General features: G+C 39.7%; 11 protein-coding genes. 4 read left to right on the top strand and 7 right to left on the bottom strand.

The window, feature by feature from the left end; all coding sequences use genetic code 11:
• The first annotated feature begins 29 nt into the window (after positions 1–29).
• Positions 30–284, top strand: coding sequence for a hypothetical protein (locus VF06_RS39835; RefSeq protein WP_143861824.1), 255 nt, complete (start codon positions 30–32; stop codon positions 282–284).
• A gap of 48 nt (positions 285–332) precedes the next feature.
• On the opposite strand, the gene VF06_RS33805 is transcribed toward VF06_RS39835, so the two are convergent.
• From VF06_RS33805 to VF06_RS33820, 4 genes are all read right to left on the bottom strand, one after another.
• On the bottom strand, positions 333–2,546 hold the full coding sequence (locus tag VF06_RS33805) for an ATP-binding protein (protein WP_099071464.1): 2,214 nt from the start codon (positions 2,544–2,546) through the stop codon (positions 333–335).
• 510 nt (positions 2,547–3,056) lie between these two features.
• Positions 3,057–3,347: an HNH endonuclease gene (locus VF06_RS33810; protein WP_244918207.1), complete on the bottom strand. Its 291-nt coding sequence runs from the start codon at positions 3,345–3,347 to the stop codon at positions 3,057–3,059.
• Between the two features lie 74 nt (positions 3,348–3,421).
• Positions 3,422–8,740 carry a translocation/assembly module TamB domain-containing protein gene (locus tag VF06_RS33815; RefSeq protein ID WP_099071462.1) on the bottom strand — a complete coding sequence of 1,773 codons (5,319 nt, stop codon included), beginning with the start codon at positions 8,738–8,740 and terminating at the stop codon, positions 3,422–3,424.
• Between the two features lie 729 nt (positions 8,741–9,469).
• Positions 9,470–10,216 (bottom strand): class I SAM-dependent methyltransferase, encoded by a 747-nt coding sequence (locus tag VF06_RS33820; protein ID WP_099071461.1) that lies wholly within the window; start codon positions 10,214–10,216, stop codon positions 9,470–9,472.
• A 278-nt stretch (positions 10,217–10,494) separates the two neighbouring features.
• On the opposite strand from VF06_RS33820, the gene VF06_RS33825 reads away from it, so the two are divergent.
• Entirely contained in the window at positions 10,495–11,031 is a 537-nt protein-coding gene (locus tag VF06_RS33825) for a DUF2085 domain-containing protein (RefSeq protein ID WP_099071460.1), read from the top strand.
• Positions 11,032–11,204: 173 nt separating this feature from the next.
• Here the strand turns inward: VF06_RS33825 and VF06_RS33830 are convergent, their stop codons facing one another.
• Positions 11,205–13,076: an iron uptake porin gene (locus VF06_RS33830; protein ID WP_099071459.1), complete on the bottom strand. Its 1,872-nt coding sequence runs from the start codon at positions 13,074–13,076 to the stop codon at positions 11,205–11,207.
• Between the two features lie 1,197 nt (positions 13,077–14,273).
• Between VF06_RS33830 and VF06_RS33835 the strand changes: the two genes are divergently transcribed.
• A complete protein-coding gene (locus VF06_RS33835) occupies positions 14,274–14,663 on the top strand; it encodes a hypothetical protein (protein ID WP_099071458.1) in 390 nt (129 codons plus the stop codon).
• A gap of 102 nt (positions 14,664–14,765) precedes the next feature.
• Here the strand turns inward: VF06_RS33835 and VF06_RS33840 are convergent, their stop codons facing one another.
• Together VF06_RS33840 and VF06_RS33845 are read right to left on the bottom strand one after the other, a co-directional pair.
• On the bottom strand, positions 14,766–15,005 hold the full coding sequence (locus VF06_RS33840) for a hypothetical protein (RefSeq protein WP_099071457.1): 240 nt from the start codon (positions 15,003–15,005) through the stop codon (positions 14,766–14,768).
• A 62-nt stretch (positions 15,006–15,067) separates the two neighbouring features.
• A complete protein-coding gene (locus tag VF06_RS33845) occupies positions 15,068–15,280 on the bottom strand; it encodes a CAB/ELIP/HLIP family chlorophyll-binding protein (protein ID WP_099071456.1) in 213 nt (70 codons plus the stop codon).
• Between the two features lie 511 nt (positions 15,281–15,791).
• Here VF06_RS33845 and VF06_RS33850 point away from each other — a divergent pair.
• On the top strand, positions 15,792–16,715 hold the full coding sequence (locus VF06_RS33850; RefSeq protein ID WP_099071455.1) for a tetratricopeptide repeat protein: 924 nt from the start codon (positions 15,792–15,794) through the stop codon (positions 16,713–16,715).
• Positions 16,716–16,828: the final 113 nt, after the last annotated feature.

Here is a 16,828-nt window from a genome sequence, read left to right on the forward strand (position 1 = left end):
GTCAATAACCCTAACATGTGATAAAGCAGTTGAAGCATAGTTTAGGACATAAATTGACAGGAAAACCCAGACAACAACAGACTTTCTTTACCTATTGCCTGTTGCCTGCTATATTTCACAAATTATTTAGGATTGTTATATATATTAGGGTGGAGAAGCGATCGCAATTTCTCTTGAGTTTGATGATATCAATAACCGTTGCGAATAATGCGATCGCTAATATTTTCTTTATGGCAATTTTCTCAGGTCGGACAACAATCAGCTTAGAGGCAATGGACTTCTAAGAGAAGTCCGTAAAAGGGGGTGCATGTTTGGTATTTTCCCTTTCCCCTTTAACCTTTTCCCTTTTCCCACAAGAGCGGTTTTACAGGAATCTCAATTACAAATGTCGTTCCTTCTCCCAGGCTAGAGAAACAGTTTAGTTTGCCATTATGCTTATCGATGATGATTTGATAGCTAATAGAAAGACCCATACCCGTACCTTTGCCTACGGGTTTTGTTGTAAAAAATGGCTCAAAAATTCGTTGTTGAACATCAAATGACATACCTAAACCATTATCAGCGATCGCAATTTCTACCCAATCTAAATTGATTACTGAGGTACAAATTGTAATTTGGCTGGGATTGTGCTGGATTTCTTCGGAAGTTCGTTGAGCTTTGGCTTGATCTATTGCATCAATGGCGTTGATTAGAATATTCATAAATACTTGGTTGAGTTGTCCTGAATAGCACTCAACAAAAGGTAAATTACCGTAATTACGAATGACTTCAATTTCTGGATGCTTTGTATTAGCAGTCAACCGATGCTGGAGAATTAGTAATGTAGTTTCAATTCCTTCATGAATATCAACTTGTTTAACTTCAGCTTCATCTAAACGTGAAAAGGTACGTAGAGATTTGACGATTTCTCGAATGCGTTCGGTACCAATTTTCATAGATGAAAGTATCTTTACCATATCTTTAGTAATAAATTCCAAATCGATATCATCAATTTTGTCTTGAATTGCTGAAGTCGAATTGGGATATTGGGTTTGATAAAGTTGTATCAACTCCAGTAGATTTTGAGTGTAATTCGATAAATGATGCACGTTTCCATGAATGAAACTAACGGGGTTATTAATTTCATGAGCTACTCCAGCCACTAATTGTCCCAAGCTCGACATTTTTTCGGCAATCATTTGTGTTTGGGCCCGTTGGAGATTTTCGAGAGTGTTTTTTAGCTCAGATGTTCGTTCTTCAACTCGTTGTTCTAATTGCTGATTAGTTTGTTCTAAATTAGTAAATAATTCCTGCAATTGCTGTGCCATCCGATTAAACGAACGAGCTAGAATAGCTAATTCTCGAACCTTAAAAATTTGTACATTTTGGTAGAATGCTCCACTTGCAATGGCCTCAGATGCTTGACTTAAAAACATGATCGGTCGAGCAATCCACTGTGAAGTATAAATTCCCAAAACTATTGCAATAATCAATGCAGCTAAACATAAGAAAATTGTTGTGCGTGTGTTGGCATTGATTTGTGCCATAAAATCCGACTCAGGAAGTACTACCACACTCAACCAATCAATTCCTCGCCCGTCTTGAATTGGTGAAACTTGCACAAATTGACGTTTGCCGTTAAGCAGAAAATCAAGCTGTTGGTTATCCTTAATCACGCTTAAATTGCCAAAGCGTTGAAATAAAGTTTCTGCTGTCAAACTAATAGTAAGATTATCTATTTTTTTCGCGGGGATCTGCTCTATTTTCGAGTCGTCAATCTTGTATGGTTGTTTGATGACTGAACTAGCAATTAAGTTTCCCGCTTTATCCATAATAAAAGTCTGTCCAGTATGACCAACCTTGACACTTTTAAGAAAATCATGGATCTTTAAGAGGCGAAAGTTAGTACTTTGTACTCCTAATAATTTTCCTGTAGGGCTGTAAATCGGCTCAGATAAAGCAATAGTGGCTTTTGATGAACTGGTAGAAGCTACAAAGATTTCAGTCCAAGTTGCTTGTCTTGCTTTTAATGCAGCTTTATACCAAGGTCGGGTACGGGGGTCAAAGGTTTGAATTTTTAATAGTTCAATTCGTTGACCTTGATTATTCAGGCGGTAACTTTTACGATTGGGGAAAGTTGATTCGTCTGCGGTTCGAGCTACAATAAATCCTTCTTCTGGCAAACGTTCAATTAAAACGTTGGTTCCTTCAAAAGTGGCAACCTGGAGAAAATCCACAGTGTTTTGCTTCGCCAAACGCCAAAAATAATGCTCCAATGCTTGAATATCGCTTAAATTTATTTGTCCTTGTGAAATTGCAGATGCAACCGTTTGATTAACAATGTAGGGTTTTTCCAAATAAATGAGAATTTGTTGATGAATACGAACGCTGATTTCATTGCGTAGCTCAGATGCAACAGCATTAACCGCCTTGTAACCATTAGTGATAGTTAGATAACCAGTTAATCCAACAATTGCGAAAATTTGTAGCACAAACGGAACAATGAGAATCAGGTGTAGTGGCAACTGCTTGGATACTGAACGCCGCTTTAAAGCTTTTAAGAGCATAATTACGTAGAAAATGCGATCGCCTGTCTCAACAGACGTTTGCTTTATAATTCCCGTTTATACATTTCGCTTCTGCATTCAAAAGCAAAAAAGCGTGTCATAACAGTTTCAAAAAACAATGCAACAAACACGGCACAAGCACTAGGGGAGATTACTACTGGTCTATCAGTTCTCATACCATTTCACTTTATAAATGATACAAATACAAGCGTTAGGGCGTAGGGGCGTAGGCTCTGCCTTCCCGCAGGGTACAGCCGTTGCGTAAGCGTAGGGGCGTAGGCTCTGCCTTCCCGCAGGGTACAGCCGTTCGCCCGTACAAGTTATTGTATGTGTATCAATATTTTGGTGAATTGGTATCAAAGGTTCGTAGTAAGCACTTTAGTGCTTAAAAATCAAGGACTAAAGTCCTTACTACGAACATTCTTTTCCTACAACATTAATGGGATAGACCACTACGCTATGGCTCTTAATGACGAAATTATGTTATCTTTGCGTAATTCCTGTTCTTGTTTAGCGATGGACTGAAACTCGCTTACCTGGGTCTTGCTTTCTCACCCAAACCAAAAATTTTTGCATTTGCGGCTCATTGCTGAGCTTATCTATTGTGTTGAGTTCTTTAGCAAGCACTTTATTGTCGAATAAAGCATGAATCTGGCGATGGCACGCAGAACAGATATTGATTGTCGGGCCTGGATCTTGTTTTTTGCGTTTGGTATTTTGTCGTGGAACTAAGTGATGGATAGTTAAATTTTCCATCTCTCTTTCACACAGTTCGCATTGTTGTAATTGATTCCTAGACACTTGATTTTGCTAAAACTCTACCTAAATTATTTCTGAATTCTGAATTCTGAATTCTGAATTCTGAATTCTGATTTTTAAAATCGATTTTCATACTCCACTGAGAGCAGACTTTCATCATCTAAATTAGTTGAGCCGCGTACCAGAATTTCATCATTCAAACGGTAAAGTACATTGTAACGGAAAGACTCATTGGTAGAAAAAGCCCGCGATAAAGAAACGGAGAAATTCCGATTAACATTAAATACACCCTCCGCAGATAAATCAAGAACCGATGCTCGCCTTGATTGTTGATTTGTAGTGGGGGTAGGAAAGATGCGAAATTCACTAAAACCAACAGCTTGTCCGATGGCAGTTATGGTTCCTTGCAGGCTACCCAAAATAGTAGAACTGGCGAAATTAGTCAATCCTTGGGTTAAATCTCCTGGTTGACTCAAGGAATTCAAAATCGAGCCACCAAGCAAAGCCACAATTTCTCCTCGACTGCGGCTCGGTTCGCTAGTTAATTCCAGGTTATCTGCTAATTCACTGGCTGGCCCCGTGGCCCTTGCTTGGACGCGAACGGTACGTAAAGTACCAAAATTATTCACAGAAGCATCGCTGATTTCAGCTGACAAAGGAGATTCCAAAATTCGATTGCTGGTTGCTGATGCTTCAGGTACAACTGCTACCAATCGCACATCTAAGGTAGGATCGAGTCCTTGACTTGGAGTAAATCGGGCGGTGTGTTCGTAACCCCGCGCCAAGGTAAACTCAGTTGTAAATAAGCTGAGCCGTCCTCCTGTTAAACGGATGAGTCCTTGGGGGAGGGGTTTGGCTAAAGTACCATTAATGGTCAAGTCGCCTTCAGCGTCAAAGCTGAGTATGGGTTGACTCAATGCTGCTCCTCCAGGTACAAAGCCAAGTAAAGACTCTGTGGTAACTCGTACATCGTCGCCTAAAATCAACCGTAAATCTGCAAACTCCACAGGTAAGTTGGGTCTAGTTGGGGTCTGAGTGTTAGCTGATGCTGTTGTGACTTCACTATTAGTTTCTGGTGTATTGAGAGTAATAGTAGTAGGCTCTTGTGTGGTTGCTGGTTGTGAAGTTTCAGCAGCAGATTTTCCAATGATGACTTGACCATCACTGAGTTTAATTTCTCCACCAATTATCGGATTTAGTGCTGTTCCCCGAATTACGGCGCTACCACTAACACCGCCTTCATATAATGCCGGAATTTTAAAATTGAGTTGTTTTTCTATTGATACAGTTAGAGGATTAGATATACTTTGCTCAGCAGTAAAAATCGGCAAGATTCCCGATGCAGCCACTAGTCCTTGATTATAATTACCTTGAATATTCTCTACATTTAAGGTGTCGCCATTAAATAGTAGTGTTCCTGTGACATTTGTGAGGGGTTCCGATAAAGCTTCAGCTTTAAAAGTAGCATTGCTAATTGTGGCAGTTCCGTTGATAATTGGCTGGCTTAAAGTACCTTGGACTTTGACATCCACTTCACCTGCACCATTTACCCAACTAACTTGATTATTGGTAAATACATTTAACAGTGCCAAGCCTTCATTATTCACCCTGGCGTTAACGCTGATTTGATTGTTATCTGGTTTAACTGCTACAAAAGGTAAAGGAGCCGGTACGCTACCTGTAATGGCAATGGGTTGTGTTCCCGTCAATAGCAAGGTACTATCAAAATTGACACGAGCATTGTCGTAGTTAAATTTCAGCTGTCCTGTTTGTATTGGTTGTTGGTTTAAAGTGGCATTAGCCAAGGATGCTGAGCCATTGACTGTTGGATCTTTTAAACTGCCTTGCAGATTAGCCGTAGCATTGAGTTGACCGGTAATATCTATAGGATATTTTTCGATAAATGGCTGCAAAAGTGATAGCGGCAAACTGGCAATATTCAAATTTCCAGATAGTTGTTCGCTTCCCAACTGTCCAGCAAAAGCAATTAATCCTTGGTTGATGCCGATGCTTAATGGTGAAACTGTCACCACGCCATCTGCAAAATTACCTCTAGCTATAACTTGATTAATGGAATATTGACCCCATTGCCAATTATTACCTTGGAAATTAAAGTCGGCATTCAACCCAGATTTTAAGGAACCACTAGCTGTAATTCCCCCATTCAATGCACCTGTTAATTCTCCAATGGTGGGTAAAGTTGCTGTTTTTTGGGTATCTGCTTGTTGTTGTTGTGCTAGGGATGCTGTAATTTTGGAGAAATACTCTAATTGAGTTTTTAAATCTGCATTTGGTAAACTAACGGCTGTGGTGTTGAGTGCTTCTGCTCCTGCTAAGGTGGGAGATTCTAAGCCGCTACCAAAATCTTGAAAGTCGTAGATATTAAACGCTTGTAAGAGTTGTTGGACTTGAATTTGATTGACGTTAGCTTGGACTTGAAATTTGGGGTCATTTCCGGTTTGCAAATTTCCACTTAAGGCTATATTGCCGCTTCCCAACCGCAATTGACCATTATTTAAACTAGCTGTGCCATCGGCATAGTTGATATTACCGCGAAATTCGTCTGCGGAAACTCTGGCAACGCGTGGGTTGGTAATCGCTACGTCTCCATTCACGGCATAATTATTCAGATTCACAACTAAGTTTCCCGATAATTGCCCTGATAAAGGTTTCAACCTATTGTCAGGTAAAAATCCGCCAACCAGGGCTATGGGAAACTGTTGGGCGTTGATAATCAAATTATCTCCCTGGGTTCTTCCTGTGGTCACCGCCGCATCGCGCTTGACTAAAAATGACGTTGGACGATAATCTGCACCCAGGTTTACTGCTATCCTGTCTTGTGTGCCAGCAAGTTGTAAGCTGGCTCCCTGTCCGCCTTGAAAATTCACATTTCCAGTTAAAACTGGGTCGAATGCCAAGTTACTGACATTAAAATTCCGCAGCCGGATACTGCCAGTAGCTTGAGGAGTGTTAGGAGTGCCTGTAATTTGTCCATTAAAATCTAATAACCCTGCTAGTGTTAAATCTCCAGGAACAAAAGCGCCTGTATTTTTGAGGTTGAAGTTCTGGGCTTGGACATTCAAATTAAAACCAGCAATTTCGGGTGTACCCGTTTGCGGTAATTGTACAGCGATCGCACCACTGGCACTAACTCCTGGTGTGGTTGCCCGTTCAACTATAATTTGCTGTCCGTTCCATTGAAATTGCGCTGTCACTGGTTGTGCTAATTGTGCCAACCCTTGTGAAGCGCGAATTTGTCCTGCGGCGCGAATATCTGCAAGCTGGAAGGAGTTTGTTGTACCTGTCAACTTGACGTTACTACTCAGCAGTCCCCGCAATTCTGGCGAGAAACGGTTAAGTTGAATTTGGGAAGCATTAGCAACTGCTTGCCAGCGACCGCCATTCAAGTTAATATCCCTAAGATTAAGCCTACCTCCCGCCACATTTAAGTTTGCTCGTCCTGTAGCTTGAATGGTTGAGGGTTGAAAAGAAGCAGTACTTCCTGACAAACTCAACGCGGCATTGCTCAAAACTCCTTGGAACTGCGGTGGTATCTGTTGGAAACGATTTAATTGCAAACTTTGAGCGTTGACAAAAGCTTGCCAACGTTGTTGTACAACTCTACCTGTAGCTATGATTCTACCACCTGCAACGTTAAAAATAGCACTTGGCAAGAGAATATTCTGCCCTTGTTGAGCAATGGCAAATTGTCCCGTTACGGGATAGGTCGCAGTGGGCGCTTGCAGTTGCACCACTGTCCGTAGATTCCCAAGAGTACCGCTAACTCTAGCATTTGCCGATACCGTACCAATTTTGATGGTAGATGAAGTATTGTTTGTATTGGCGATTACATCTCCTGGTAAATTTTGGGCTTGAATGTTAAATAAGACGTTGCCTTGTGGTGCTAATTGAATTTGACCATTCCCCAAGATTTGCCCCCCAGCTGGGGGCTGCATTTGCAGGCTGGAAACGTTGAGTAATAATGGTTGTTTGCCCAGCGAACCAGTAATTTCTGCCCTTGCTGAGATATTGCCAACATTAATTGGCAAAGTGAAATCGTAGCTTTTTGCCAGTAAATCTCCGGAAACACTGTCAGCTAAAATATTAAATTTTACTCTATCGTTAAGTGTTGCTTCACCTCTGCCAGTAATTTCACCACCGGCTGCGGGCACTAATTTCAGATTTGAGATGGCAATTTGAGATGTCTTTTTAGATACACTTAATTTAAAATCCGTGTTGACGCTTTTAAATCGAACGCGGTCAATTTGGACTGGCTTGGTGTTACTGGCGATACCGCTGAGAACAGGCTGCTGGAGTGGCCCCTGCAACTTAATATTTGCTTGTACTTCACCGATGGCCGCCACCGGTGATTTGATTTTTAGGGTGTCTAAGATATTTCTAGCACTGACTGGTTTAATCTGGGCTGAGAGATTAAAACCTGTTTGCGTGTTAACTGCTCCATTGGCTATTATCGGGACTTTACCAAAGTTTGTCGTTAGATTATTCAAAGCGATGGTTTGACCTTGAAATGTTAATCTACCATTGGCATTAGCAAACTTTTGGGGCAGATTTTCAATTTGAGCAGTAACTTGATGAGAAATAGCCGTACCATTAATAGCGATTTGCGAGGCATTTGATGGAATTACAACTCCTAAATCAGCATCTATTTTGCCAGCTTGCAAAACAATTGGTAACTCAATTAAACGGCTAACATCAGATGCTTGTAAATTTTGGGCTACAACTTTTAAGTTAGTTTGTTCGGTTTTAAATTGTGTGTCACCAGAAATTTTAACAGCACCTCCTCTAGTGAGTTGACCGTTGATTTCATAATCAACTCCTTGGTTTCCTGGTGCAAATTTGGCAACACCACCGAATTGATTGATAACTACAGAACCTTTTGGTTTAGTTGCGGCGATCGCTGGAGATAACTCTACATTTCCATCAACAAGTTGCAGTGTTTGTAACTCAGTTTGAATGATACCTGTCCCTTCTCCACTTTTAACTTGCGCCGTCACCCAGCGACCATCCCGATCCTGTTGAATATAGACCTTGGGCTGGACTAATGTGACATTTAATGATAGTTTTCTACTTAAAAGAACTTGTAAAGGTGAAAACTGCACATCTACAGCTTGTGCCGTCAATTCGTCTGCATCTGTAGGGGTTGCTGGTATCGATAGGGAAGCAAATCTCAAACTAGAAAGTGAAAACCGTTCAACTCTTCCTAATTTGATTGGACGCCCCAGTAATTGTTCAAGATTTTGCTGTACTAAAGGTGCTAGATCTTCATAAACATAGTTTCTAGTCCACCAAACACCGGCTGCAATTCCTCCAAGTAAAATGATTCCTAAAACCAAACTGGCACGTTTTAAAAGCAGCAGATTTAAACGAGGATTCCTTGGTTCGCGATCATTTTCTGGATTTGGAGAGCCTGTCATTTTCCTTAGTGGTACCGCTATGTGAGTAATAAAAAATTTATTACTCGACAATACCATAATATTTTTAATAAATTTTTCACACTTTCTCTAGATAGAATTAATAATTCATTCTGATGAGTGTTGACATTTGCACTTTGAAAGTATTAGTGAGTACAGCTTTGTATAAGAATTTAAACGCAAAGGAACGCAGAGAATTCGGTACGATTTAATGAAATCAGGACTTACGCACAGCAATGGAAAACTAACCACAGAGAACACAGAGTTCACGGAGGAATGAGAGTTTAAGAGAGTTAGGACTTAGGCAACTGGCATATTATTTTAAGTTCGTAGTAAGGACTTCAGTCCTTATTAGAGGACTAAAGTCCTTACTACAAGCAAAAAAAATTGATTTTTTGTGACACTTGCGTAAGTCCTAGAAATGTTGTATTTAGTAAATCAACTTTAAGATCATGTAATTAGTAGTTTTCGATACAACATACAAATCCTAGTGTAAAAATGTTATCAATGTTACCTTGTCGGTGTAGTCCGGCTATAGTTTTGGCAATGTCCAAAATTTGGGTATTTATCGAGAATTAAAGAGTTGAAATCTTTGCTGCTTATACTAGTGTGTACGCGGTAGCCTTAAAAAGGGGGGAAGCAAAATCAAAGTCTTCCTTTTTAAGAGAAATTTAGAGGTATTGAAAACTATAGCTATGAATTCAAAAATAAAAATCTTTTAATTTTTGGTGATTATCGATAAAAGCACAATATTTGTGTAGCATTATTTACATTATCACATAGACATTCAAAGCGACTAAAATTGTACTTTTGGGAAATTGCGTGAAAAGTTTGTTGAGTCTCAGGAAAATCACTGGTAGAAATATGGTTTTCCAAGAGTAAATATTCTTGGGAAGTTAATAAAGACCAGTCTTGGCGTACACTTTGTAAGTAACGTCTCAGATAGGTTTCTCGGTCTTCTGCTGCTTGACGAAAAACATCAATCAAAATAAAAACCCCGTTAAATGTCAAAAGTTCTTTAATCTGACTAATAATTAAATCCTTTTCTTCAAGACTCAGGTGATGTAGAGCAAAGGAACAGAGAATAGCATCAAAGCTATGGCGTTGAGTTAACATTAATTCGGGAATCAATTCACTAAAATTGCCTTGGGTAAAGGTCGTGTCACACTGAATCTTTCCCATATTATCCTTAGCGATTTCTAGTGCAGGTATGGATAAGTCTATTCCTTGATAGGAAGTAATAGTACTATTTAACAAAGCCTGGGCAGTAAAATTAGCATCGCCACATCCTAAATCAAGCATTTTCAAGGGTTGTTGAAAGTAGCTGAGCAGAAATTTTTCTAACACAGAATAAATTTCATGGTGTCCCATGTAATTATTGTCGAGTATTTTCTGGTAGACTTTCCATTGGTCATTGAAGAATTCTTGAGACTGGAAAGATTGATTCTCTGTAGCTATCAATGTTTTTTTGTCTAACATATTACCAAAAAAGTAGAAAGTAGGGACAGGCGCGATTAATGGTATCTGAACAGAAGTAGAAAATAGGTAATCAGATTTTTCCTGCAATCAAATAAGAGTCCCATATAGCAATCCCAAATAATTTGTTAAATATTACGTGTTACGGTTATTGACCGTTAACCGTTGACAGTCAACAGTCAACATTTAACACCGATATTGTTCACAAGTGAAATAGGATTGCTATAGATATGTAAGTATATTAAAAAAGACAAAAAAATAACACAAAAAAAGGATACTTTATGCAAAGAATCGTTTCCGCAGGGCAATTAGAATCTGCCAAAAATCTTAATTGGGTCAGTTTGATTGCTGACATCATGCTAGCGGGGATGGTTATCGGCCCTGTAACTGCTCCCTTTTTGGCTGCATCTGGGGTGTCTTTGCTTGGCATAATTGCCAATATCATTTACTTTATGGGTGATTGTGTGTGTCCGCAACCAACTTTGGGTCTAGATTTAGCACCCCCATATATTATGGCTGTATGTATGCGTTGTTACGGCACTGTTACGGGTTTGCTATTTACTCGCCTGTTGTATGGTGTGACTGGTGATAAAGGTTTTTACTGGTTAAATAAGTATGGCTGGAACGGCGCAGCCTTAGCTAGCGTGTTCATGATGGCTTATCCATTAGAATTGGCCGCAGAAATTTTTGGTTTTTGGAGTTTCAATAATTACATCGTTACGCCTTTTGGGTTGATTACAGGTTTGGCGTGGGGATTGTTTACTATGCCGATTTTACACGGATGGCAGAGTACTAAAACTAGTAGTCTGGCAAGTTAACTTTGGGGGGAAAAGGGTAAGGGGTAAAGGGAAAAGGTTTTGATTTTTTCCCCTTTCCCCTTTCCCCTTTAAAGAGCTAAGTTGACTTGGCGAACTACTAGCTGAGAATAAACAATAAATGGTGGTTGATTGTTGACTGTTAACTGCCAACAGTCAACAGTCAACAGTAGTATTTAAAATGTAAAAGTAGTCCTGAGTACACCTACCGTTGTTGTCTCGTTCGTGCTGTCACCCTCTGGGTTAAACAACACAAAGCCACCGGGGGTAATGCTAATGTTATCGTTGAGTTTGATGCGATAATACGCTTCTAAATGGTAAGGGGTAGCCCGATTTGAACCAAGTACAGCCGCACCACCAGCATCACTACGGTAAAGCGGTTGACCAAAAATAACCCCTGCATTGTTTCCTGACTTGAATAAGTCACTGAAGTGAACTCCCACCATCCAACTTGTAAAGGTAGTGGAAGCATCAACATCTCCAGAAGAATCATCAACAAATAGCGCCGCACCATAGCCAGATAAGGCTATCTTCGGAGAAAATCGCCATGTCAGAGTACCACCAACAGAGTTGAGTTTGACTGGTGTCCCAGCTGGCAGACCACTTAAAGCACCGATGTCACTGCTAATTAATCCCGTACCTAAAATATTGATTTCGTGGTAGCTGTTGGCATAGTTCAAACCAATATCAAAGTTACGGCTGGGCTTGAAGGTTAACTGTGCCGCCACTACACTACTACCGCTAAAAAAACCTCCCCCTAATGGTGTAGTGGAAACTCCTGGTAGTGCTTCGTCTGGAGATTTTTGAGGAAGGTTAGCATTGACGCTACCGTATAAAGCTCTGAAATCAAGACTTGGGGAAACATTATAAATAAATCCCGCCGCGGATGCTAAACCAGTGCCAGAAGTCCCACCAGAGACGCGTAATACAGGATTCAAACTTGCAAAACGAGAAATTGATTCTTGTCCCTCACCATAAAAAGGTGTAATTGCTGGGAAAGCATCTGATGTTTCCGCCGCAGTTCCGGCAAATAAGGTTAATTTATTAGCCACGGGAAAAATATACAGCAACTTGTAAAGCTGTACGCTATTAGCACCAACCCCTGACAAAGTATTGACGTTAACCCCTGGAAACTGCGGTTCAAAACTAGTACGAGCACTACTAGAACTCAGTAAAGGAGAAGCTAATCCTAAACTTTCTTGCAGGCTACCATTACCATCTGTTCCACCCAAAAAATTGTAAGCTTGCAGACCGGTGATTAATAAATCTTTGCCTGTAAAACTAGTGGTTAGATTTAATCGCACTCTATTGACTAGGATGATATTTGGATCGTCCGTATCAGGAGCGCCACCGGTAGCACCAACAGCAGCAATAATAGCTTCACCATTGAGTTTGGTAGTAGTGGAAAACTGATTTGCTTCTAGTTCTGCTGTGCGTGCTTCCACAGCATCCACACGACCGCGCAACGTTGTTAATTCGGCAGCGAATTGTTCTTGTAATTTTTGCAAGGCGGCTAAATCTTCTTTAGTCACCAAATCACCGGTTGCTGTGGCAATGAGTTCATTGATTCTATCTAGACAAGCATTTAAGCCAGCTGCGAATTCGTAGCGAGTCAACGCCCGATTACCACGATAGGTGAGATTGGGATAACCAGCGATACAACCATAGCGCTCTACCAAAGATTGTAGTGCTTGAAAAGCCCAATCTGTGGGTTGTACATCAGACAATTGGGATACAGATGTTACTTGTGCGAGTCTATCTGACGAGGGAGATGAATTTGATGTTGGTGTTGTTTGCGGTAAAGAATTAGCAGGATTTTCCAATCCCAAATCTTCAGTTTTTTGTTGTTGATTGTCTACTGGCAAATTTTGTTCAGTTAAGTTATCAGCAATCAGATAATTCTTGTGAATGTAGCTGACTCGATGTCCATTGCCTGCTAAATTTTCCTCTGAAACATTTAAATTACTATGGGCTTGTACGGGTAATAGTCCACAAATTAACCACAAAAAACCTGCTCCACCAGCGGAGGCTAGTAGATATTTTGCCACGATCGCTCCTCACATATACGAAATAAAAAAAACTTAATCGCGATATTCCTATATGGTTGATAAGTCAATTTAAGTTATCTTGAGCAAGCTAATCTTGTTCACTTCAAATCTCAGGAATTTACCTTCCTGAAGTGACTTATCAATATATGGATTTTTATCGCAAGCATTAAATTATAGTAAATACTATTTCCGGGAACAAATTACAGTTATTACCATTTAAAAATCTTATTATTTGTATCGAATAAATAAAAATTATGATTGAGACGTGTTATCAAAAGCACTGGCGATCGCACTTTTAGTCTATCGATGGGGGAATGAAAGCAATATATAAGTGTTTTTGCGGTAAAGTATATCCGTATTCAACGTTAAAATGCACACCAAGAGATAGAAACAACCCAATCTTTATTTTATCTATACTGATTCCCAGTTAAGTGAGGTACACATAATATTTTGAAACGCATACCGCCAAAGGCGGAACCCGCAGCGTAGGGACGCAAAGTAAAGCGCTGAGATACGCAGAGATTTATACCCCAGCAGACTAGGAAACGCTATCAATTTATTGCAGAAGTAAGGAAAACAGGACTTACGCAAGTGTCACAAAAAATAAATTTTTTTTGCTTGTAGTAAGGACTTTAGTCCTCTAATAAGGACTGAAGTCCTTACTACAAACTTAAAATAATATGCCAGTTGCGTAAGTCCTAGAAAAGTGTAAAGGCGAAAAAGGTGGAATTTTTTCTTTCCCTGCTTTCTACGAAGAACATAAGGGAACTCCAAAAAATAAATTATTCCGGTTGGGTCGTTGACTGCTGACTGTCAACTGTCAACTGTCAACCGTCAACAATTAACGATTGTAGAATATTTTTTTACTTGGAAGTCCCTAAATATTACATTGTTCGGTACTGCGTGATGCTTGCTAAAAATAGCAGTATAATCGATTGCTATCTCTCTAATCAAAAATTCTCCTGTTTGAGGGATAAATATATGTAAAAGATACAAGGTAAAAAACTCAAAACTTTTACTTTGATTTTTTTGTCACTTGTTTTTCAAGAATTTGTGATTTTCCAGTAACAATTTATTTCATGGTGTATATTACAGATAAATTGCTTTCAGTATCCAGATTCTTTAAAAACATCATTCCCTGACTAAGCCTTAGAGAAAATTAACCCAAAATTGGCAACCTAATTGTAGGACAATTGCATGAACAAACTGTTAATAAATTTTACTACCAAAACCGCAGCTTTCATGTCTTTGGCTTCAATGCTAATGACCAGTAAAGTGACCACAGCTAATGAACCAATAAATCCCCAACCAGTAGACCGTCCTGACGCCGCTACTACGCCAGTATCCGCAGAAGACCAAAAAGCTTGTGTCAGACATCCAAAACTTGGGCAATTTTTCTGTGCTGGTGCTGGAGAATTATCTCATTTGCAAAAAGGCGTAGCGGAAATTGATGTTACTGATGACGATCTGGAAAAAGCTTTGTTGGCAGTTACAGATGCAGAAAGCGATGCGGCGGTAGCTTTGTTTGGTTGTGATTGTGCGGCATCAATAAATTGTTTACGTCGTCTGCGGAATAGTCTTCCTTAGAATTTAGTTATTTTGATTTTTCATAATCTTTAAAAGAAGTCTTGGTGGATATCACCAAGACTTCAGATACATTTATTCAACTGAAAACCTGAAGCCAACTTTTTATCCCAAATTGCTAAAATAAATTCCCCAAAGACTTCCTGTTACCACCACAGCAATTAAAAGGTTAGTGAAAAAGTTACCTAATTCTGCTTCTTCTCCAAGTGCTTTGTCGTTTTGACCTGCGGTGAAAAACAGTGACCAGGCTTGATTCAGGTTAATGCTTTCAAAGTTGTTAAAATCAGGTCGAAAAACAACGGGGCCAATCAAATCTTTTTTAGGGAAATCAAAATCTGTTTTCATAGCTTTCCTCGTTTAATATTCTGTGGATTAATTGATGAAAATTCTTGAATTGTCAAAATTATCTACAAGCTTGTTAGCCATCCAATCAATCCGTGTCCGGTGATTGCTTCTACAGCGATGAGTGAAACAAAACCAATCATCGCCAAACGGCCATTGAGTTTTTCAGCATACTCAGTAAAGCCAACTCTTGGGGTTTGGTCTACATAAACCTTTGGTTCGATTGCAAAATTGTTGAGTTGACCGAGTTCGTTGATGGTAAAGCCTTTGCTTGTCATGTCTTTTTTTCTTTTGTTTAATCATGTAACTAAATATAACTTTATGTAAATAATTTTTGCAAGTACTTGACAAAACCAAAAAATACCTATAAACCGTACAACGAGGTTCGGAATACCGTAATGTACCATCGCTTCTTTGATAGCGGTTTACAATTGCCTCAAGTACAGACATAACCGCACAACCAAAAGAGGGCATGGAAAAATGTCAGAATCAATGGCAGTTTGACAGACTGTCTTTTGACGGTGCTAGCTATAAATATGAAAATTAGAATTGATAAGGAGCTTAAGCCATTTGTTCCAGTGGGGAATAACTCGATGAAAGTCCTCATTTATAAGCAAAAATAGGAAGCTCTAAAGGCTTTAATACATCAGCCACTACTTTGAAAACATCCTCATCAAGTTCGCTGAATTACTTATAATTAGCAACTCTGCGTGCATCAAACCTAATTACAAGTGTTCATCGAAACTTGAGATTACGTATTTTGTTCTGTTAGCAATGCGAGATATCTTTATGAGTCGCTTTTACCGATTCATGCTTAATTTTGGTATTGCCTTGGCACTCATGTGTATTTTTATCGCTTCACCAGGGTACTCGCTACCTATTAGCATTACTGAAATTACAGCCGGAGATTTTTTCAACTTAGGGATTGAAAAAATGCAGCATGACAGTTATGTGGAAGCCATAGAAAATTTTACTGAGGCCATTAAGCTCAAGAATGATTTTGCTTCAGCTTATAACCATCGCTGTCTTGTTTATCTAAGACTCAAAGACTATCAAAATGCCATCGCTGATTGCAATCAAGCTCTGAATTTTACACCCAACAACGTAGAAGCACACCTGAACCGGGGATTAGCATACTACAGACAAAGAAATTATCAAGCAGCGATCGCAGATTATAATCAAGCGATCGCACTTAAACCTGATGATTTTAGAGCTTACTACAACCGAGGAGTAGCCGGTGCGATGTTGGGTCATCGGTTACAAGCAATATCAGATTACGAACAAGCACTAAGTAATATTCCCGAAACATCTAGCACACTCAAAGCAGATATCTACAACGATCGCGGAATTGCTCGTTTTGAGTTATTAGATTTAAAAGCAGCTATGCTCGACTTTTCAAAGGCAATTGCTCTTAGTCCCAATGATTACAGAGCTTATTATAATCGGGCTTGTGCTTGTGCCAGAAGTGGCGATCGCTCTTGTGCTGTTAGGGATTTTACTGACTCACTCAAACTTAATCCCACCAACGCCCAAGCTTACCTAAATCGGGGCATGGCTTACCATCAGCTTGGCCGCGAACCAGCCGCAATTGCAGACTTACGAAAAGCCTTGGAATACTTTGCCCAACAGGGAGAAACTACAACCTATGAACTAACTTTAATTTTACTCAAAAGTTTGCAACAGCAACTCTCATCGTTATCAGAAATTGCTTAATAGCCAAGTTGACTTGGCGGGGGAAAGGGGAAAGGGGAAAGGGTAAAGGGGAAAGGGGAAAGGGTAAAGGGGAAAGGGGAAAGGGTAAAGGGGAAAGGGTAAAGGGGAAAGGG

The sequence above is a fragment of the Nostoc linckia z4 genome, from assembly GCF_002608075.1.
GTDB lineage: Bacteria > Cyanobacteriota > Cyanobacteriia > Cyanobacteriales > Nostocaceae > Nostoc > Nostoc linckia.

What these genes read in the sequence shown, in the direction of transcription:
- VF06_RS33805 (WP_099071464.1), bottom strand. Translation starts at nt 2,546, where the DNA reads ATGCTCTTAAAAGCTTTAAAGCGGCGTTCAGTATCCAAGCAGTTGCCA.
- VF06_RS33815 (WP_099071462.1), bottom strand. Translation starts at nt 8,740, where the DNA reads ATGACAGGCTCTCCAAATCCAGAAAATGATCGCGAACCAAGGAATCCT.
- VF06_RS33820 (WP_099071461.1), bottom strand. Translation starts at nt 10,216, where the DNA reads ATGTTAGACAAAAAAACATTGATAGCTACAGAGAATCAATCTTTCCAG.
- VF06_RS33825 (WP_099071460.1), top strand. Translation starts at nt 10,495, where the DNA reads ATGCAAAGAATCGTTTCCGCAGGGCAATTAGAATCTGCCAAAAATCTT.
- VF06_RS33835 (WP_099071458.1), top strand. Translation starts at nt 14,274, where the DNA reads ATGAACAAACTGTTAATAAATTTTACTACCAAAACCGCAGCTTTCATG.
- VF06_RS33840 (WP_099071457.1), bottom strand. Translation starts at nt 15,005, where the DNA reads ATGAAAACAGATTTTGATTTCCCTAAAAAAGATTTGATTGGCCCCGTT.
- VF06_RS33845 (WP_099071456.1), bottom strand. Translation starts at nt 15,280, where the DNA reads ATGACAAGCAAAGGCTTTACCATCAACGAACTCGGTCAACTCAACAAT.
- VF06_RS33850 (WP_099071455.1), top strand. Translation starts at nt 15,792, where the DNA reads ATGAGTCGCTTTTACCGATTCATGCTTAATTTTGGTATTGCCTTGGCA.